Source organism: Actinomyces urogenitalis (genome assembly GCF_002861525.1).
Lineage (GTDB): Bacteria > Actinomycetota > Actinomycetes > Actinomycetales > Actinomycetaceae > Actinomyces > Actinomyces urogenitalis.
Map to the genome: position 1 here is coordinate 39,824 of NZ_PKHA01000005.1, position 18,448 is coordinate 58,271.

16 protein-coding genes are annotated in these 18,448 nt (G+C 66.0%); 5 read left to right on the plus strand and 11 right to left on the minus strand.

Going from position 1 to position 18,448, the window contains the following annotated elements:
- Window positions 1–85 precede the first annotated feature (85 nt).
- Genes CYJ26_RS05995 through CYJ26_RS06005 form a run of 3 tightly spaced genes read right to left on the minus strand, consistent with a single transcriptional unit; the run spans window position 86 to window position 3,131 of the window.
- Window positions 86–919, minus strand: coding sequence for a carbohydrate ABC transporter permease (locus CYJ26_RS05995; RefSeq protein ID WP_006548328.1), 834 nt, complete (start codon window positions 917–919; stop codon window positions 86–88).
- Window positions 919–1,827, minus strand: coding sequence for a carbohydrate ABC transporter permease (locus CYJ26_RS06000; RefSeq protein ID WP_006548327.1), 909 nt, complete (start codon window positions 1,825–1,827; stop codon window positions 919–921). The genes CYJ26_RS05995 and CYJ26_RS06000 overlap by 1 nt, the downstream gene beginning before the upstream one ends.
- Complete coding sequence (locus CYJ26_RS06005) at window positions 1,824–3,131, minus strand: extracellular solute-binding protein (RefSeq protein ID WP_006548326.1); 1,308 nt, start codon at window positions 3,129–3,131, stop codon at window positions 1,824–1,826. The genes CYJ26_RS06000 and CYJ26_RS06005 overlap by 4 nt, the downstream gene beginning before the upstream one ends.
- A gap of 322 nt (window positions 3,132–3,453) precedes the next feature.
- On the opposite strand from CYJ26_RS06005, the gene CYJ26_RS06010 reads away from it, so the two are divergent.
- Window positions 3,454–4,512 carry a LacI family DNA-binding transcriptional regulator gene (locus CYJ26_RS06010; protein WP_040319510.1) on the plus strand — a complete coding sequence of 353 codons (1,059 nt, stop codon included), beginning with the start codon at window positions 3,454–3,456 and terminating at the stop codon, window positions 4,510–4,512.
- 101 nt (window positions 4,513–4,613) lie between these two features.
- Here the strand turns inward: CYJ26_RS06010 and CYJ26_RS06015 are convergent, their stop codons facing one another.
- Window positions 4,614–5,918: an extracellular solute-binding protein gene (locus tag CYJ26_RS06015; protein ID WP_006548324.1), complete on the minus strand. Its 1,305-nt coding sequence runs from the start codon at window positions 5,916–5,918 to the stop codon at window positions 4,614–4,616.
- A gap of 240 nt (window positions 5,919–6,158) precedes the next feature.
- Here CYJ26_RS06015 and CYJ26_RS06020 point away from each other — a divergent pair, with 240 nt between their 5' ends.
- Window positions 6,159–7,247, plus strand: a complete 1,089-nt coding sequence (locus CYJ26_RS06020; RefSeq protein ID WP_101638126.1) for a LacI family DNA-binding transcriptional regulator — start codon at window positions 6,159–6,161, stop codon at window positions 7,245–7,247.
- Window positions 7,248–7,351: 104 nt separating this feature from the next.
- Here the strand turns inward: CYJ26_RS06020 and CYJ26_RS06025 are convergent, their stop codons facing one another.
- The 3 genes from CYJ26_RS06025 to xylA form a co-directional block, all read right to left on the minus strand.
- Complete coding sequence (locus CYJ26_RS06025) at window positions 7,352–8,389, minus strand: NAD(P)-dependent alcohol dehydrogenase (RefSeq protein ID WP_101638127.1); 1,038 nt, start codon at window positions 8,387–8,389, stop codon at window positions 7,352–7,354.
- A gap of 23 nt (window positions 8,390–8,412) precedes the next feature.
- Window positions 8,413–9,873 carry a xylulokinase gene (locus CYJ26_RS06030; protein WP_101638128.1) on the minus strand — a complete coding sequence of 487 codons (1,461 nt, stop codon included), beginning with the start codon at window positions 9,871–9,873 and terminating at the stop codon, window positions 8,413–8,415.
- 172 nt (window positions 9,874–10,045) lie between these two features.
- Window positions 10,046–11,227: a xylose isomerase gene (gene xylA, locus CYJ26_RS06035; protein WP_034235144.1), complete on the minus strand. Its 1,182-nt coding sequence runs from the start codon at window positions 11,225–11,227 to the stop codon at window positions 10,046–10,048.
- A gap of 69 nt (window positions 11,228–11,296) precedes the next feature.
- On the opposite strand from xylA, the gene CYJ26_RS06040 reads away from it, so the two are divergent.
- The 3 genes from CYJ26_RS06040 (at window position 11,297) to CYJ26_RS06050 (ending at window position 14,174) form a co-directional block, all read left to right on the plus strand.
- Entirely contained in the window at window positions 11,297–12,565 is a 1,269-nt protein-coding gene (locus CYJ26_RS06040) for an ROK family transcriptional regulator (protein WP_244902034.1), read from the plus strand.
- 98 nt (window positions 12,566–12,663) lie between these two features.
- The gene (locus CYJ26_RS06045) at window positions 12,664–12,960 is read left to right on the plus strand and encodes a helix-turn-helix domain-containing protein (protein WP_006548318.1); all 297 of its coding nucleotides are present in this window, start codon (window positions 12,664–12,666) and stop codon (window positions 12,958–12,960) included.
- Complete coding sequence (locus CYJ26_RS06050) at window positions 12,957–14,174, plus strand: type II toxin-antitoxin system HipA family toxin (protein ID WP_101638130.1); 1,218 nt, start codon at window positions 12,957–12,959, stop codon at window positions 14,172–14,174. Before CYJ26_RS06045 ends, CYJ26_RS06050 begins: the two co-directional genes overlap by 4 nt.
- A 214-nt stretch (window positions 14,175–14,388) precedes the next feature.
- On the opposite strand, the gene CYJ26_RS10590 is transcribed toward CYJ26_RS06050, so the two are convergent.
- The 4 genes from CYJ26_RS10590 to CYJ26_RS06065 all read right to left on the minus strand — a co-directional run bounded on the left by CYJ26_RS10590 (window position 14,389) and on the right by CYJ26_RS06065 (window position 18,420).
- A complete protein-coding gene (locus CYJ26_RS10590; protein ID WP_219619538.1) occupies window positions 14,389–14,562 on the minus strand; it encodes a beta-galactosidase trimerization domain-containing protein in 174 nt (57 codons plus the stop codon).
- Window positions 14,563–14,578: 16 nt separating this feature from the next.
- A complete protein-coding gene (locus tag CYJ26_RS06055; protein ID WP_101638131.1) occupies window positions 14,579–16,582 on the minus strand; it encodes a glycoside hydrolase family 31 protein in 2,004 nt (667 codons plus the stop codon).
- A 101-nt stretch (window positions 16,583–16,683) separates the two neighbouring features.
- Window positions 16,684–17,490: a carbohydrate ABC transporter permease gene (locus CYJ26_RS06060; RefSeq protein ID WP_244902035.1), complete on the minus strand. Its 807-nt coding sequence runs from the start codon at window positions 17,488–17,490 to the stop codon at window positions 16,684–16,686.
- 15 nt (window positions 17,491–17,505) lie between these two features.
- Window positions 17,506–18,420 carry a carbohydrate ABC transporter permease gene (locus tag CYJ26_RS06065; protein WP_244902036.1) on the minus strand — a complete coding sequence of 305 codons (915 nt, stop codon included), beginning with the start codon at window positions 18,418–18,420 and terminating at the stop codon, window positions 17,506–17,508.
- Between the last annotated feature and the right edge of the window lie 28 nt (window positions 18,421–18,448).

The following is an 18,448-nucleotide window of genomic DNA, read 5'->3' on the forward strand; positions in this document are numbered from 1 at the left end:
GGCCGCCACGCGGGGCGCACCGGGTCGTTAAGGTTGGGGGCGGGGCCACGCTGCGGAGCACAGCCCCGCCCCACTGCGGCAGCATCTACTTGCCGACGCCGGCCGTCAGACCGGCCACCATCTGCCGGCGCCCGACGGCGTAGGCGATGATGAGCGGCAGTGCGGACAGGACAACGGCAGCCAGGATCGCGGGCGTGTCCGAGCTGAAGGAGCCCTGGAAGTTCCACAGGGACAGCGGCAGCACGCGCTTGTCCGCGCTCTGGGTCAAGATGAGTGGGAACAGGAAACCGTTCCACACGTTGAGGGCGTCGTAGATACCAACGGTCACCAGAGCCGGCTTCGACAGGGGCGCCGCCAGGCGCCAGAGCATCTGCCAGTCAGTGGCGCCGTCGACCCGCATCGACTCGAACAGCTCCTTGGGAACGTCACGTAGGAAGTTCGTCAGGATGAGCACCGAGATCGGGATCGCGAAGGCGATCGAGGGCAGGATGAGGGCCCACAGGGTGTCATACAGCCCGAGCTGCACGATGAGGTAGTAGACCGGGACGATCGTGGCCTGGATCGGGATAGCGATCCCAAGCAGGAACAGCGAGAAGATCCTGTCAGAGAAGCGGGTGCGGCTTCGGACAATGACGTAGGAGGCCATGAAGGAGATGATCAGGACGATCGCCACCGTTGCCAGCGTCACCAGCACGGAGTTGATGAAGTAGGTGGCGAAGTCGTTCTGGAACACCGAGACGTAGGCGCGCAGCGTCGGGTTGCTCGGCAGCGACAGTGGGTTCTCGACGTAGTAGTCGGCCTGCGAGCGCAGCGAGGTGACGACGATGTAGTAGATGGGGACGATGGCGACCGCCAGCCACAGCCAGCCGAACAGCCCGCCCACGATGTTGGGGCGCTGCCCTCCTTGACGCTTGAACATCAGACAGCCCCTTCCATCGTCGACTCCATCTTTGAGCTACCCGACAGCTTGTTGAGCAGGTAAGAGATCGTCAGCCCCACGACCACGAGAAGCACACCGATCACGGCGGCACCACCCATGTTGTAGGAACGGAAACCAGTGAGGTACATGTCCAGCGGAAGCACCCTGGTGGCGTTTCCGGGGCCACCAGCCGTCATCACGAAGATGAGGTCGAAGTAGGTCAGCGATCCCACGATCATGAGGGTCGAGGAGGTGACGATCGTGTTGCGCAGCTGGGGCAGCGTGATGTGCCAGAAGGTCTGCCAGCGTCCTGCGCCGTCGATCATCGCCGCTTCCATCACGCTCTTGGGAATCTGCCGAGCGGCACCCTGGTAGAGCAGCGAGTGGAAGGGGACGAAGCACCAGGCGATCACGAACATGATCGTGTAGAAGGCGAGCGTGGGGTTGCCCAGGAAGTCCTGCGAGAGGAAGTCCAGGCCAAAGGCTCGCGACATCCCGAAGTTCGGGTCGAGCAGGGCGTTGAAGGCGATACCCACGGCCGTTGCCGAGAAGAGCAGCGGCAGGAAGTAGAGCACCGAGAGCACGGCACGGTACTTCTGCTGGCCGGCCATAAAGACACCCAGCAGGAGGCTGATCGGCGTCTGGATCACCCAGCACAGGATGGTCATGCCCAGCGTCAGGAGGATCGCGTGCTGGGTGACTCCGTTGCCCAGCATCGCCTTCCAGTTGTCCACACCGGCGAAGGTGATGCTCCCCAGCCCGTCCCAGCTCATGAAGGACAGGACGAAGACACCAACCAGCGGAATAAGGGCGAAGAATCCGAAGAAGGCCAGAGCAGGCGCCGCGATCCAGGGGCTGGGCCCAGTCCGCAGCTTCTTGCCCTTCTTAGGGGCGGTGGACTCGCTCATGCCAGGGTCGCATTCATGTTCTTCACGAACTCCTCCGGCGTGATCTGCAGCAGGAAGATCTGCGAGAGGTTGGTCAGCAGCTCCTGAGCCTGAGCCGAGGGCAGCGCCTGGTCCCAGGACATCTGGAAGTTGCCGGCGTTCTTGACCAGCTCGTAGCCGAAGGACAGGTACTCGGCGTTGTCCGAGGCCTCGATAACTGCCTCAGCGTCCAGGGCTGCCGGGATCGTGCCACCGTCGACCAGCGCCTTGACGTAGGCCTCGGAGTAGAGCTCCTCGTTGAGGTAGTCGGTCGCGGTCTTCTGCACGGTCTCGTCGCCCGAGGTGGACACGGACCAGTAGTTGGCGGGGTTACCGGTGATGTTCGAGGCGTCACCCTTGCCACCGTCAACAGCCGGGAAGGTGGCGTAGCCGAGCTTGCCGTCCGCCATGAAGTCGGGGGCGTCGGTGAGGAAGTTGGCGTAGACCCACGAGCCCTGCAGCAGCATGGCTGCCTTGCCCGTGTGGATGAGGGCGATGTCTGCGCCGGAGTCGGCGTCCACCGAGCCGTAGGCGTCGCCCAGGCCACCAGCCTTGACCATCTCCTGGATCTTGGTCAGCGCCTCGGTGAAGGCCGGGTCGGACCAGGCACCAGACTCACCGGCGACGACCTTGTTGAAGGCCTCCGGGCCGCCGATGCGATCAGTGAGGTACTGGATCCACATGAGGTAAGGCCACTGGGAGGAACCCGCCTCAGCGATCGGGATGTAACCGGCGTCCTTGAACTTGGGGATGAGCGCCATGAGCTCGTCCCAGGTGGTGGGCACCTCGACGCCGACCTCCTCGAAGGCAGGCTTGGAGTAGTAGAAGAGGACGGGCTGGGTGTTGTTGTTGGGCAGGGCGTAGACCTTGCCGTCGACCTTGCCGACCTCCAGCAGGGCCGGAATGATGCGGGACTGGGCGTCCGCCGTCGAGCTGGTGATGTCGACGACCTGGTCGTTGGCGACGTAGTCAGCCAACGTGCCGCCCGCCCAGTTGTACAGCAGGGTCGGGGCGTTGCCGGCGCCGACGGCGGTGCGGATCTTCTCCTTGTAGGCGTCGTTGGCGAACCACTCGGTGGAGAACTGGGCGTCAGAATGGGCCTTGTTCCAGCGGTCGAAGGAGTCACGGAAGGTCTGCTCGGGGCCACCGGTGAGCACCCACGCCGTCGCGCCGCTTCCAGCAGCACCGCCCGGCTTCGAGCCGCCGCAGGCCGCGAGGGTGGCGGCCACGCCCGCAGCAAGGAAACCGGCGCAGGCCTGACGACGTGAGATGACGAGCTTGTTCATGATGCTTCCTCTCAGATCTGGGCCCCTCATCGGACCCCTTCTGACGTCCTCGTCAGAAGTTCGTTGATGACCGCGTCCGCGGCAGAAACCGTGGTGAAAATTTTCGTTCGTTTCACCGACGAACAGAAGAATACACCCCTCTTGCGGAACTAACCACGCCTGTTTGTAACGATCAGATAACTTTTCTCGCTTTTGCTCCGTTTTTTGCGCAATTTTTTCGCGGCGGAGCAGGTTCTCCGCTATGGTTGCCACAGGCGCACCGCAGCCCTCATCGTCACTGGCACGCAGGAACGACGGCGACCACCGCCGTCGAGGAGGAACGATGCCGCGAACCCGCTCATCCCGCCCGACGCAGGCCACCATCGCTGCCGCCACCGGCTTCTCCGTACCCACCGTGTCCAAGGCCCTGCGCGCCGACTCCTCCATCTCGCGCAAGACCCAGGACATCGTCCTGGCAGCGGCTGCCGACCTCGGCTACCCACTGCCTTCCACCCAGGACCCCGCCGCCGAGGAGGGAGCTTCCCCCTTCAAGCGAATCGCCGTTCTCTTCGACACGGTCAACAATGCCTACGCCACTGAGATCCTCGGCGGCATGCTGCGCACGGTTGACGAGCTCGGCGCCACGCTCCAGGTGCGCCACATCGGCGTCTCGGCCGACCAGATGGGGCCAGACGCCACGTTGCTCACCCGCGAGCTCGCCGCCCGAACCGCAGACGGCGCCGACGCCCTCATCCTGGTGACCACCCCCGTCAGTGCGGACATCGTCACCTTTGCCCACGAGCACGACCTTCTACTGCTGTCGATCGATCCGGCTACACCGCCCCCACCCGGCATGGTGACGCTGTCCGCGACGAACTGGCGCGGAGGAGTCCAGGCAGCCGAGCACCTCATCAGCCTCGGTCACCGTCGGATCGGCATCGTGGCCGGTCCTGATTCCTCCACGCCAACGATCGAGAGGCTGGCAGGTTTTCGGTTCGCCTGCTCACGCGCCGGCATCGAGGTTGACGAGAGCCTGCTGACCCACGGCCCCTACCTGTACTCCACCGGCGTGGTTCATGGCTCTTTCCTTCTGGAGTCCGAGAACCCGCCCACAGCAGTCTTTGCCCTCAACGACGCCATCGCGGGAGGAATCCTGGAGGCCGCACGCCGTCACGGAATTCGCGTGCCAGAGGGCCTGTCCGTCATCGGCTTTGACGACACCTCGATCGCCTCGCTGTGCTCGCCCCAGGTCACCGTCATCCGCCAGCCGCTGCAGGAGATCGGCGCTGAAGCGATCCGCACCGTCATGAACGCCCTCAATGAGGGGCGCAGCCTCGGCAGCCCCGTCGAGCTACAGACCACCCTGGTCGTACGTGGCTCGACGGCGGCCCCAGCCCGCTGAGGCTGTCCGTCGCGCTAGCCTCCGCTCGCGCCGCCAGCCCGCTCGCGGCAGACGCCTTGCCCGACGGCGACTGTGGCCGCCACCGGGCAAGGCACCGACCGTCACAGCGTCGCGTTCATCTTCTCGACGAACTCCTCCGGCGTGATCTGCAGGAGGAAGATCTGCGAGAGGTTGGTCAGCAACTCCTGAGCCTGAGCCGAGGGCAGCGCCTGGTCCCAGGACATCTGGAAGTGAGCAGCGTTCTTCGCCAGGTCATAGCCGAAGGACAGGTACTCTGCGTGCTCGGACTTCTCGATCACTGACTCAGCATCCAGCGCACCTGGGATGAGCCCCTGCTCAACACACTTGGCGATATAGGGCTCGGAGAGCATCTCGGTGTTGAGGTAGTCCAGCGCCGCCTTGCGGGCGTCCTCACTGGCCGTCGTCGTCACGGACCAGAAATTCGCCGGGTTTCCGGTGAGGTTGCTCGGGTCACCCTTGCCTCCCTCAACAGTCGGGAAGGTGATGTAACCGAGCTTGCCCGAGGAGACCATCTCCGGCGCATCAGCCAGGAAGTTGGCATAGACCCAGGAGCCCTGAAGGATCATCGCGGCCTTGCCGGTGTGCACCAGCGCGATGTCAGCGTTGGCATCTGCGTCCACCGAGCCATAGGCATCGCCCAGGCCTCCGGCCTTGACCATGTCCTGGATCTTGGTCAGGGCCTCAATGAAGGCAGGGTCGGACCACGCTCCCGACTCGCCAGCCAGGACCCGGTCAAAGACCTCGTGGCCTCCCACACGATCCGTCAGGTACTGGATCCACATGAGGTAAGGCCACAGCGAGGCGCCCGCCTCAGCAAAGGGGATGTAGCCAGCATCCTTGAACGTGGGGATGAGCGCCATGAGCTCGTCCCAGGTCTGAGGAGGCTGCGCACCCACCTTCTCGAAGACCTCCTTGTTGTAGTAGATGAGGACAGGCTGGGTGTTGTTGTTGGGCAGGGCGTAGATCTTGCCGTCCACCTTGCCGATGTACAGGATGGAGGGGATGAGGCGCTTCTGCACGTCAGTGGTCAGGTCAGTCAGGTCAATGACCTGGTCGTTGTTGACGTAGTCCACCAGCGTGCCCCCGGCCCAGCTGTAGAGCAGCGTCGGGGCGTTGCCAGAACCCACCGCGGTGCGGATCTTCTCCTTGTACGCGTCGTTGGCGAAGACCTCGTAGGTGATCTTCTGATCGGCGTGCTCGGAGTTCCAGCGCTCAAAGGAGTCGCGGAAGGTCTTCTCCGATCCACCGGTCAGGAACCAGCAGGTGGCGCCGTCTCCTGCGGCCCCGCCAGGCTTGGAGCCGCCGCAGGCCGCCAGCGTGGCCGCGACTCCTGCGACGAGCGCCCCCACGCAGGCCTGACGACGTGAGATCACGAGCTTGTTCATGGTGCTTCCTCCCAGATCCGGGCCGTGCAGGGCCCTCCGACGACGTTGTCGGGTCCGAATGCGCCATCAACAGTGACGGCGCAGGTCGCGAAACACAGTGTTCGTTTCACTGACATACAAACCGCAAGCCGAAGGGGTGTGACCGACAACCCTTCGGCTGTCACAATTTCATAACATTGCTCATTTTGATGGGAATCTGTCGCAAAATAATGAAAGTTATCGCCGCCCGGAAGGACCCCCATGCCACGGCCACGTTCCAACGCGCCAACCCAGGCCGCCGTCGCTGCCGCGGCCGGGGTCTCCGTGCCAACAGTCTCCAAGGCGCTGCGGGCAGACCCCACGATCTCCGCCAGGACCCGCGAGCGCGTCCTGGCCGCAGCCCGCCAGGCCGGTTACCCGGTCCGTCCCAGCACGGCGCTGTCCTCCTCACCCCGCGAGGGGGCGACGGCCGATCCCGCGCCTGGTCCCCGGCAGCCGCATATCGCCGTCCTCTTCGAGACTGTCGACAACGCCTACACCCCCAAGGTCCTGGCGGGGATGCTCACGGCGGCGGCCGAGCTGGACATGGTCGTCCACATCGACCAGATTGGCGCGCCGACTCACCAGTCCGGCCCTCGTTCTCCCGATCGCACCATGGAGGTGGCCGCCCGTGCGATCGAGAGCGCGGACGGCCTGATCCTGGCCACCACCCCCTGCTCGGTCGAGCTGGCGCGCCTGTGCAGTACCCGAGGCATCCCGGTCATCTCCATCGACCCTGCCAGTGCACCACCCGAGGGACTCATCGCGCTGTCGGCCAGCAACTGGCGGGGCGGGGTCCAGGCCACTGAGCACCTGCTGGCGCTCGGGCACGAACGCATCGGCGTGGTCTGCGGCCCCTCAACCTCCGTTCCGAGCATCGAGCGCCTTGCCGGGTACCGCTCAGCGCTGGCTGAGGCTGGGATCGCCTTCACCCCTGAGCTCGTCGTCAGTGGTCGCTACACCTACGAGGCGGGCCTGGCCGGTGCCTCCCAGCTCCTCGAGCTCGCCGACCCGCCGACGGCCGTCTTCGCCCTGGCTGACTCCATCGCCTTCGGCGTCATGGCCTACGCCCACGCACACGGTCTGACAGTACCCGAGCAGCTCTCCGTCATCGGCTTTGATGACACCGACCCGGCCCGGCTGGTCTCCCCCGCCCTGACCTCCGTCCACCAGCCGCTTGAGGACATGGGGCGCGAGGCCCTGGAGCTCATCAAGCGCGAGATTGAGGGCGGATACGTTCCGGGCCGTCCCGTCGAGCTGCAGACCACGCTCGTCCAGCGTGGGTCGACGGCGCCGCCGGGCTCGCGATGACGGCGTCGTCTCACGCGCGACCTGCCCTCTGGCACGACGACGGCGGTCGTACAGGCTCCCGTCAAGGAACCCGCACGACCGCCGCGTTACGGACGTGCCCTGGCTCAGCGTCCCGGGTGGACCATGGACTTCAGGGTCGTGGGCGCAGGCTTGACCTTGAGCGGGGTCTCGGCCTCGTCCAGGCCGTAGTGGTCGGTCGCCAGGCAGTCAAGGTTGACCTTGCCCGAGGCCACAAGCTCGATGGCCGTGGTCCAGGTGTTGTTGTACCGGAAGATGCCGGTGACGTTGACCTCGTGACTGGTGATGTAGGAGACCGGCAGGAGCATGTCGTCATCCCCCATGCCGATGATGATGGCCGAGCCTCCAGCCTTGACGTGCTTGATGCCGTCCACCACGGCTGCGGTCACGCCGGTGGCGTCAAAGAAGGCGTCGAAGCTGCGGCCCTCCAGCTCAGGCGCACCAGGCTCGTAGGCCTCGGTCGCGCCGAGCTCCAGCACGGTCTCACGGCGACCCGCCACCATGTCCGTCACCACGACCTCGCGGGCGCCGTAAGCCTTGGCCACCTGGGCAACGATGGCGCCGATCGGACCGGCTCCGGCCACCAGGACGGTGTCCCCGAGGCTCAGGTGGGCCTTGCGGGCGGCCGCGATACCCACGCTCAGGGGCTCCAGCAGCGCACCGGCGTCCCAGGACACCGACTCCGGGATCTCGTAGGCGAAGTCGTCCTGGATGAGCGCGTACTCGCTGAAGCAGCCGTCAATCGGCGGGGTCGCGTAGAACTCGATGTGCGGGCAGAGGTTGTACTCCCCGCGCTTGCAGTACTCGCACACGCGGCACGAGCGCTGGGGCTCGATGGACACGCGCTGGCCGATGCGTCCGGGGTCCACCTGCTCACCCACAGCCACGATGGTGCCGGAGGCCTCATGCCCCAGGATCATGGGCTCCTTGACGATGAAGTCACCGATGCGCCCGTGCTGGTAGTAGTGCACGTCCGAGCCGCACACGCCCACGGACTCGATCTTGACGAGCACCTGGTCCGGGTCCGGGACCGGGACCGGGCGCTGCTGGATTTCGACCTCGTGCTCGCGCAGGAGGACCTGGGCGCGCATGGTGTCAGGGAGGGTAGAGACGTTGTCAGTCATGATTCTTCGTTCTTCCTTGCTGCTCAGCCCTGCATACCGGCCACCACTGCGGCCGCCTTGTCATACGCGGCCCGCACCTCAGGCTGCGCAGGAGCAGTCAGGTGCTCGGCGCCAGTGAGCTCCCAGGCCGGGGGCTCGGCTCCGCCGTCGAGGATCCAGGCCGCCTGCTTGGCCGCGCCGATGGCCACGTACTCACCGGCCGGCGGCACGTCCACCGGCACGCCCAGCACCGCCGGGCTCAGCTCCTTGGCGCTGCGCCATTTCACGCCGCCGCCCACGATCGCGACCTCGCTGATGTCCACGTCCTGGGCGCGCACGGCGTCCAGGCAGGCGCCCATGAGGCACAGCAGGCCCTCCACGGCCGCGCGCGCGTAGTTGACGGGGGTGAGGCTGGCCAGGGTCATGCCGGTGAGCATGCCGGTGGCCTCGGGCAGGTTCGGCGTGCGCTCGCCCTCCAGGTAGGGCACGTGGACCAGGCCGCCCGCGCCGGGCTCGGCGGACAGGGCGAGCTCGTCAAACTCGTCGTAGCTGACCCCCAGGACCTTCTTGGCGGCGTCCAGGACGCGCGCGCCGTTGAGGGTGCAGGCCAGCGGCAGGAAGGCGCCGGTGGCGTCGGCGAAGCCGGTCACCAGGCCGGAGGGGTCGTGGGTGGGGGTGGCGGAGACGGCCGCGACCACGCCGGAGGTGCCCAGGGACACCGAGGTCTGGCCAGGGCGCAGTCCCAGACCCAGCGCCGCGCCGGCGTTGTCACCACAGCCAGGCCCGAGCGCCAGGTGGCTGAGGTCGCTGCCCAGCACGTCGGTGCCGCCGTGGCCGGCAACCTGGTTCGGGCCCACCACGCGCGGCAGGATGATGTCTGCCACCTCCTCCTCGCTGCGGCGCAGCGCCAGGGCGAGCAGGTCACGGCGGTACTCATTGGTCACCGAGTCGAAGTAGCCGGTGCCTGAGGCGTCAGAGCGGTCCGTGGTCAGGGCCTGAAGGCTCGTGGCCCCCGACAGCTTCCAGGTCAGCCAGTCGTGGGGCAGGCAGACCGCGGCGATCCGCGCGGCGTTCTCCGGCTCGTTGTCCGCCAGCCAGCGCAGCTTGGTGATGGTCAGCGAGGCGACGAGCACGCTGCCCACGGCATCGGCCCAGGCCTTGCGACCGGCAGCCTCGTCCCCCTCGCCCAGCTCGGCGATGAGGTCGCGAGCGGCGCCGGCCGAACGGGTGTCATTCCACAGCAGGGCAGGGCGGATGACCTCGCCGTCGGCGTCGAGCACGACCATGCCGTGCTGCTGGCCCCCTACGGACAGGGCGTCGACGTCAGTCAGCCCGCCGACGGCGTCGACCACCTCGCCCAGGGCCCGCCACCACTCGTCGGGGTGGATCTCGGTGCCGTCGGGGTGAGAGGCCTTGGCCTCGCGGACCAGGGCGCCGGTTGCGGCGTCGCGGATGACGATCTTGCAGGACTGCGTCGAGGAGTCGACGCCGGCGACGAGTGCCATGTGAGTTCCTTCCACGGTGAAGGTGACGATAGCGAGACGGTATCGGATGGTAGTGACGGACAGATAGCGGCGAAGGGACGACGGCGGTGCTCGCCGTCGTCCCTTCACTCGCCTAGACCTGGCTGCCTGCGCGCCGCGGCTTGGCTCGCAGGCAGCCAGGTCAGAATCGGCCTCAGCCGATCAGGTGCATGACGGCCTTCTGGTAGAGGTTGACGAAGTGGTAGTCGCGCGCGGCGGCAGCCTCAGCGTCAAAGTCCTCGTAAGCGGAACGGTCAGCGATGAAGTCCTCCAGGGACTCGCCCTCGGCCAGGGTGGGCTCGCCGAGCTCGTAGATGCCGGAGAGCTTGAGAGCCTCCTGGACCTCGGGGTCGGCGCGGAAGGCCTGGGCCTTCTCCTTGAGCTGCAGCCACATCTCCATGTTGGCGGCCGCCGACTCCCACACGCCCTCCATGCCGTCGGTGCGCGAGGGCTTGTAGTCGAAGTGGATCGGGCCGTCGTAACGCGGGCCGCCGTTCGGGAAGCCGTTGACGATGAGGTCCACGGTGAAGAAGGCGGACAGCAGGTCGCCGTGGCCGAAGACCAGGTCCTGGTCGTACTTCAGGCCCTTCTGACCGTTGAGGTCGATGTGGAAGAGCTTGCCGTGGTTGAGGGCCTGGGCGATACCGTGGGTGTAGTTGAGGTTCGCCATCTGCTCGTGGCCGACCTCGGGGTTCAGGCCGACGATGTCGCCGTTGTCCAGCTGGCCGATGAGGGCCAGGGCGTGGCCGACGGTGGGCAGGAAGATGTCACCGCGGGGCTCGTTCGGCTTGGGCTCCAGACCGATCTTGAGGTCGTAGCCCTTGTCCTTGATGTACTGGGCGACGGTGTCCAGGCCCTCCTTGTAGCGGTCGAAGGCCGCGTTGAGGTCCTTGGAGGAGTCGTACTCGGCGCCCTCACGCCCGCCCCACATGACAAAGGTCTTGGCGCCCAGCTCGGCGGCGAGATCGACGTTGCGCAGGATCTTGCGCAGGCCGAAGCGGCGGATCGAGCGGTCGTTGTTGGTCAGGCCGCCGTCCTTGAAGATCGGGTGGGTGAAGGTGTTGGTGGTGACCATCTCGATGGTCAGGCCCGTGGCGTCCACGGTGTCCTTGAGCTTGCGGACGATCTCGTCACGCTCGGCGTCGGTGGCGTCGAAGGGGAAGACGTCGTTGTCGTGGAAGGTGATGCCCCAGGCGCCCAGCTCGGCGAGCTTCTCGGTGTACTCCCAGGGACGCAGGGCGGCACGGGTCTTGTCACCGAAGGGGTCGGCGGCGAGCCAGCCGACGGTCCACAGACCGAATGAGAACTTGTCTTCCTTGGTGGGCTTGCGAACCATGGTCTCCTCCTCGAGCCGGTATTTGTTCGTTGACGCAACTATGGCACGCAGATGAGGTATGGTCAAGGCGTGGTTCTAGGCACATCCCAGACGACGGCGTCTGCCGCAGCTCGCGCCCGGCGTCTACCCTCCCCCGCTGCCCGAGGCTCCCGCGCCGCCGCCTCGGCACGCCAGTCGACGCTGCGTACCGCGAACCTCGCGCTGGTGGCGCGGCAGGTGCTGTCCTCCCCCACCCCCATCTCACGGGCCGACGTGGCCGCCATGACCGGGATGACCAGGTCCACCGCTTCCCGCCTGGCCGATGACCTCGTGGGTGCAGGGATCCTCACCGAGCTCGACCCCGCCCCGTCCTCCGGCCCAGGCCGGCCCGCCGTACCCCTCGCCCCGCCGCGCGCCACCTTCGTGGCGCTGGGACTGGAGGTCAACGTCGCCCACATGGCCGTGCGTGCGATCGACCTGTCAGGCGAGCTCCTGACCGAGCGCGTGGTCCCGGACGACTTCTCAGGCTCCGACCCCGCCGTCGCGCTTCGGCGCCTGGCCACGCTGGTCGCCGACGTCCTGGCGCTTCCGATGATTCGCGGCGCGCGGCTGGTGGGAGCCGGCATCGCCCTGCCGGGCCTGGTCTGCGACGGCGTGCTGCTGCGCGCCCCCAACCTTGGCTGGTCCGGGGTCCGCCCGAGCGAGCACCTGGCCAGCGTCCTGGAGGGCAACGGGCTGAGCCTGGAGGTCGGCAACGAGGCGAGCCTGGGAGCCCTGACCGTTGGACGCAGCCGCCCCGTCCTGGCACCCCAGTGGCCCTCCTTCATCTACCTGTCCGGGGAGAACGGGATTGGCGCCGGCATCGTCCGAGACGGGCAGGCCCTGGAAGGTACCAACGGATTCGCCGGCGAGATCGGCCACGTCCAAATCGACCCCAACGGCCCGCTGTGCTCGTGCGGTAACGCCGGGTGCCTGGAGCGCTACGCCGGACGTCGTTCGATCCTGGCGGCAGCCGGTCTGGCGGAAGACGCCCACCCCGAGGAGCTCGTGGCCGCCTGGCAGGCCGGCGACGACGATGCCCGCCAGGCCATCTCGTCAGCCGCCCACGCGCTGGGCGTGGGACTCGGAGCCGCCGTCAACCTGCTCGACATCCCCGTCGTGGTGCTGGGAGGGCACCTTGCGCCACTGGCTGAGGTGCTGCGCCCTGAAGTCGAGGAGGAGCTGGGCAGGCGGGTCCTGGCCTCGCGGTGGACCGAGCTGGAGATCCTTCAGGCGGGAAGCGACCAGATGCCCGGCGCTACCGGAGCCGCCTGGTCCCTCCTGGAGACCGTGGTAGCCGACCCGAGCGCCTGGATGTAGACACAGCACCTCACACTGACCACCATGGCCACATGGTCAGAATCCTGGCCATATCATCACCTCTTGACAGGTATCTTGACCATAGCCAGAGTGTGAGCATGGCTAAGAGCTGGCACCCCGCAACGCGCCGCAGGCTGGAGAGCATCGGACCGTCCATCCGCTCATGGAGACGCGCGCGCGGCCTGTCTGCGACCGAGGTGGCAGACCGCTCTGGCATCTCACGCACCACCTTGCGTCAGATCGAGACAGACCCGTCCGGCGTCTCCTTCGGAAACGTCTTCGCCGTGCTGTCCGTCCTCGGTGTTGACCACAAGGTCGCTCAAGCCGTCGATCCTCTTGAGGACCTCGTCGGCCGGACGCTCGTCCTCAGCGCGCTAGAGAAGAAGGCCCGATGAGCTCCGCCGTCCCGCTCCAGGCGCACTGGACCCACCCAGACGGTACGACCTCATGGGTTGGAACTCTCTCGCTGGCCGGTCACGCACAGATCCAGTCATTCACCTACGCTCCCACCTGGCTGGCGTCAGGCTTCGAGATCGGAGTAGGTCTGCCCCTCCAGACCGGCCCTTTGAGCCCACCTGGAGGCATGTCGACCTTCGGCGCCCTGGATGACGCCGGACCGGACTCCTGGGGACGCCGCGTCATCAGCCGCAGCCGACCGTTGGAAGAGGTCAGCACAAGTCTCGGCATGTTGGCAGCCGTTGCCGATGAGTCCCGGCAAGGAGCCCTACGTCTTAGCACCGGGGCAGGCGACTGGCTTACCTCGGGTCAGGTAGCGCACGTCGAGGAGCTGGCTACCGTCCTGGCCGACGTCGAGGCCTTCACCCGTGGCGAGGCGGACACTCGCGCGCTACGCCACATCTATCTCGGTTCCTCCAGCCAGGGCGGGGCTCGCCCGAAGTCCACGCTACGACGAGCGGACGGATCCCTGGTGCTTGCCAAGTTTCCCTCCCAGGAAGACAGCTACGACGTTCTCACCTGCGAGGCGATCGCTCTCAGCGCAGCACGGGATGCCGGGCTTGCCGTCCCCGACTTCCGTCTCATCCGGCTCGACGAGACCCGCGCAATCCTCCTCCTGGACCGATTCGATCGGTGTGTCGAAGGTCGTTACGGCTATCAGTCAATGCGCACTGCAGCAATGCTCGGCCCGTACGACTCAATGACCTACCAGGCGGCCGCCGAGACAGCACGCTATCTCGTGGGTGTCCGAGCGGTCAGGCAGGTCGTTCAGGCCGCGGCCCTGGCAATGTGCGTGCACAACATCGATGACCATGCCCGCAACCTTGGTTTTGTCCACCGTGGCGACGGCTGGGAGATCGCTCCCCTGTTCGACGTCGTCCCCTATCCAGATGAGCAGGAGGGGACCCCACTCACTGCAGGCAGCTCCTCGCGTAGCCTGGAGCAGCTGCTCGACACCGACTGGGGCCTGCCACGACACGAGGTTGCGGCCATGACGGCCCGTATCGCCGCCTGCACACGTTCAGTCTGGGACACTGCCCCACAAAAGTGGGGACTTGATCTGGAGGTTGCCCGGGCCTGCCAACACGTAGTCGCGCAGTCCTGCGACTTCTCCACGGTGCTCGACGGCGGTGTGCCCCGCTACGGGGTATAGCGGGGCACACCAACATCACGCCGACCTGGCTCAGACCGCGTAGACCCTCACGCCGCGGGGTCGGCCAGTCTCCTGAGGGAAGGCAGGCTGGCCGGAGGCCTCGTTTTAGGCCGGCAACAGTCGACTTCGGGGTTCCGGGTCGACCCAGACCGTCGCTTTAGGCAGGTAACAGTCGGTTCGGTTGTGGCAACAGTGGAGATCGACTGTTAAGCACCTAAAGCGAGGGATCGGTCAGCAGACGGCGCACCATCTCCTCGCTGAAGCAGGCACCGAGGTAGTAGACCTGCCCCTTGCCCACCGCACGCCGTGTCAGGGCGGGCTCTCCGGTGTCACGCAGCAGGGCGGGTACTCCTCCTGCCCGCAGAAGGAGTACCCGCCCGATCGACACACGGAACGGTTCTCCGTCAGATCCCGATCTCCGCGCCCTCGCGGCGGAAGACCGGAATGTACTCATACGGTGCGGCCACCGTCACCCGCTGACCGCCGTCGAAGGTCTCACCGGAGTGAATCTCGACCCAGCGCGCACCAGCCGGCAGGTAGACCTCACGCTCGCTGACCCCAGCCTCCAGCACAGGCGCCACGAGCAGGTCAGAGCCAAGCATGAACTCGTCGTCGATCTCCCAGGCAGCCTCGTCCTCAGGGAACTGCAGGAAGAGCGTGCGCATGGCCGGCGTCCCCTGCTCGGCAGCTTCGGCCATGACCGTGGCGATGTAAGGCCGCAGCTTCTCGCGCAGCTCCATGTGCTCGCGCGAGATCTCCAGGCAGCGCTCGCCATAGCTCCACACCTCGTTGGGGCCACCGCTCATGGGCGACCCGAGCTCCCCGCGAGGCTCGCGGTGACCGTGCAGGCGGAAGAGCGGGCAGAAGGTACCGAAGACGAACCAGCGGGCGTACAGCTCCTGGTAGTCCGGGTCGGAGGGGTCACCTCCATGGAAGCCACCAATATCCGTGGTCCACCACGGGATCCCGGACATTCCGATGCTCAGTCCTGCCCGGATCTGACGAGCCAGAGAGTCCCAGGTCGGCGGGATGTCCCCGGACCACACCGCCGCTCCGAACTTCGCCTGGCCAGCCCAAGCCGAACGGCACAGCAGGACAGTCGGCTCCTCCCCCGCCTCGCGGTTGCCCTCGTAGAAGGTGCGCGCGTTGTCACGCGGGTAGATGTTGGCCACCGCGGCACCAGGACCAGCGTAGAAGGACAGGTTCTTCGGGTGGCCAGGGTTGAGCTCGGGCTCGCAGGCGTCCAGCCACCACACGCGCACGCCCAGGTCGAAGTAGTTGCGCTTGACGGTGTCCCACAGGAACTTGCGCGAGCGCGGGTTGGTCGGGTCGTAGAAGGACACCGGCAGCGAGCGCGGCATCTTCTTGTCGTGGATGTCCTGGTGGAACTCCACCCCCTGGTCCGCCCCCACGAGCAGGCCACGTGCGTGCATCTCGTCATAGTTCTCGGACAGCGGCGAGATCGTCGGCCAGATGGAGACCATGAGCTTGACACCCATCTCGTCCAGCTCGCGGATCATGGCCTCAGGGTCCGGGTACTCCTCGGGGTCGAACTTGTAGTCGCCCATCGCTGTCCAGTGGAAGAAGTCCGTCACGATCACGGACAGCGGCAGACCACGGCGCTTGTGCTCGCGGGCAACATCAAGAATCTCCTGCTGGCTGAGGTAGCGCAGCTTGCACTGCCAGAAGCCCGAGGCCCACTCCGGCAGCTGCGGGGCGTGCCCGACGGCGTCAGCGTAGTGAGACATGATCTCGGCAGGGTTCTCACCCGCAGTGACCCAGTAGTCCAGGCCCGGCGCGGCATCCGCAACCCAGCGCGTGGCATCGTCGGAGAACTCCACGCGACCGACCGCGGGGTTGTTCCACAGGAAGCCGTAACCACGGTTGGACAGGTAGAAGGGGATGTTGACCTCGGTGTTGCGCTGAACAAGGTCGATCACCAGGCCTTTGTGGTCCAGGCGCCCGTGCTGGTGCTGGCCCAGGCCGTAGACGCGCTCTCCCTCGTAGGCCTTGAACTGCTGGTGGATCTCGTACAGGCCCGAGCGCTGACCGTAGAACACGTGGGAACCGGGCCACCAGAAGTGCTCGCGCTTCTCGGCCAGCAGCTCAGTGCCGTCCGAGCTGCGCAAGAACTCCAGCATGACAGCAGGCTTGCCGTCGCCCGAGTCCAGGCGAGCACGCACGGTCAGATTGCCGACGACGAAGCGGACACTTCCGTCCTCCTCCTGCGTGGCGCTGACCGCGGCCAGGCCCTGCGGCCGCTCCTCCAGCGCGCCGACGTCACTGGCAGGGATCTGGTGCTGCGCGGCGCGAACACGTACAGAATCCGGCCCCCACTGTTCCACACGCAGCACCTCGTGCTCGTGCCGAACCTCAAAGCCGTCCTGGATTGCTGTGTACTCCAGCATATGAAGCTCCTTCGCTCCTAGGGTCAAAGATGATGGTGAGTGGACATGGTCTGGGCAGTCATACCGGCCCCAGCGCCAGGGGTGTCAGGGACGTCAGGCCTTCACCGCCCCTCCGGTCGCTCCTGCGGCCACGTATGTGCCACCACGAGCAGGACGGCAGCAGGGAGCGAGGCCATGGTCGCCGTCACCATAACCGAGCCCCAGTCAGCGACGTAGCCACCGATGAACTGGTAAATACCCAAGGTGACTGGGCGAGCCGCGGAGTTGGAGTTCAGGGTCAGGGCGAAGAGGAAGTCGCTCCACGCGAACAGGAAGCTGAACAGCGCCGCCGTAATGACGGCGTTGGTGCTCAGCGGCAGCACGATGGAGAAGAAGGTACGGAAGCGCCCGGCACCGTCGACCCTGGCGGCCTCCAGCACGGACATCGGGATCGCCCGCATGAAAGCCTGGATGATCAGGATGGAGAAGGGCACGCCCAAGGCGGAGTCAGCGAGGATCAGCCCCAGGGTGGTGTTGAGGATGCCGAGGTCGTTGTACGCCGAGTACAAAGCGTTGGCAATAACGATGCCCGGGATCATCTGGCTGATGAGCAAGGCGAACATGACCAGGCCGGAGCCTCGCACGCGGTAAAGCGATAGCGCGTATGCCGCGGGCGTGGAGATCACGAGACTGAGAACCGTGGCTCCGACAGCGACCACGAGGCTAGTGACCAGATTGGCTCCCTGACTGGCAAAGGCTGAACGGTAGCCGTCCAGGCTCGGACGGACCGGGAACCAGCTGAGGTCAACGGTGGCCACGCCCGGCTGCAGGGAGGCGTTGACCATCCAGTAGACGGGGAAGAGCATGAGGGCCAGAAAGAACAGACCCAGCACCATGTGGAACCAGGTGCGGTTGGTTGAGCGTCGCATAGTGGTATCCGCCTCTCAGTCCTGGTTGCTGGAGCGGGAGACCCGCAGGTAGACCAGGGCGAAGACCAGGGCGATGATCACGAGGATGTTGCCCAGTGCCGCGCCTTCTCCGAACTCGAAGTTGGCGAAGGACAGCTTGTAGGACTGCGTCGCCAGCGTCTCCGTGGCGTTAGAGGGTCCTCCTCCAGTCAGGCCCAGGATGATGTCAAGAACCTTGAGGGTGTAGACCACGCCAAGAATGAGGACCACCGAGACCACCGGGCGCAGCAGAGGCCAGGTGACGTTGCGGAAGGCCTTCCATCCCACGGCTCCGTCCAGTGCCGCGGCCTCGTACAGCTCGTCCGGGATGTCTTGGAGCCCGGAGTAGAGGATGGTCATGTTGAAGGGGATACCGAGCCAGATATTGACCATGATGACGGCAATCAGCGCTACAGAGGTGCTCGTCAACCACGGCACAGCGTCGATGTGGAGTAAGCCGAGGAGCTGGTTGATGACGCCACTATCCTTGTCCAGCATCCACTTCCAGATGGCGCTGGAGACAATCATCGGAAGCAGCCAGGGCAGCAGCAGGAGCGAGCGCATGACGCCGCTGAGCGGAAAACGCTTCTTGAAAAAGACTGCCAACGCCAGACCGATGGTGAACTGCCCGATGATGGATCCGACGGTGAACAGAACCGTGTTCAGCAGGGCAGTGGTGAAGACCGAGGACCGGATGACCGCGATGTAGTTGTCCAGCCCAACGAAGGGTGCCTCACCGGTGTAGAAGGTCTTGGTCGTGTACTCCTGCAGGCTCATCGTGACGTTCTTGATGATCGGATAGCCGAAGAACAACAGCAGGAAGGCAATTGCGGGGGTCAGGAAGGCCCATTTCGCCAGCTCCTCGCGTCGTTGCTGACGACGGCGTGCTGGTCGGATCGTTTCAGACGGCACCGTTGCGCTCCTTTCTCGTCAGTCGCGG

Bases quoted from the DNA above. Each gene is read 5' to 3' on its own strand.
- CYJ26_RS06045 (WP_006548318.1), top strand. From the start codon at position 12,664: ATGGCTAAGAGCTGGCACCCCGCAACGCGCCGCAGGCTGGAGAGCATC.
- CYJ26_RS06000 (WP_006548327.1), bottom strand. From the start codon at position 1,827: ATGAGCGAGTCCACCGCCCCTAAGAAGGGCAAGAAGCTGCGGACTGGG.
- CYJ26_RS06055 (WP_101638131.1), bottom strand. From the start codon at position 16,582: ATGCTGGAGTACACAGCAATCCAGGACGGCTTTGAGGTTCGGCACGAG.
- CYJ26_RS06060 (WP_244902035.1), bottom strand. From the start codon at position 17,490: ATGCGACGCTCAACCAACCGCACCTGGTTCCACATGGTGCTGGGTCTG.
- xylA (WP_034235144.1), bottom strand. From the start codon at position 11,227: ATGGTTCGCAAGCCCACCAAGGAAGACAAGTTCTCATTCGGTCTGTGG.
- CYJ26_RS06005 (WP_006548326.1), bottom strand. From the start codon at position 3,131: ATGAACAAGCTCGTCATCTCACGTCGTCAGGCCTGCGCCGGTTTCCTT.
- CYJ26_RS06030 (WP_101638128.1), bottom strand. From the start codon at position 9,873: ATGGCACTCGTCGCCGGCGTCGACTCCTCGACGCAGTCCTGCAAGATC.
- CYJ26_RS06010 (WP_040319510.1), top strand. From the start codon at position 3,454: ATGCCGCGAACCCGCTCATCCCGCCCGACGCAGGCCACCATCGCTGCC.
- CYJ26_RS06025 (WP_101638127.1), bottom strand. From the start codon at position 8,389: ATGACTGACAACGTCTCTACCCTCCCTGACACCATGCGCGCCCAGGTC.
- CYJ26_RS06015 (WP_006548324.1), bottom strand. From the start codon at position 5,918: ATGAACAAGCTCGTGATCTCACGTCGTCAGGCCTGCGTGGGGGCGCTC.
- CYJ26_RS05995 (WP_006548328.1), bottom strand. From the start codon at position 919: ATGTTCAAGCGTCAAGGAGGGCAGCGCCCCAACATCGTGGGCGGGCTG.
- CYJ26_RS06020 (WP_101638126.1), top strand. From the start codon at position 6,159: ATGCCACGGCCACGTTCCAACGCGCCAACCCAGGCCGCCGTCGCTGCC.
- CYJ26_RS06050 (WP_101638130.1), top strand. From the start codon at position 12,957: ATGAGCTCCGCCGTCCCGCTCCAGGCGCACTGGACCCACCCAGACGGT.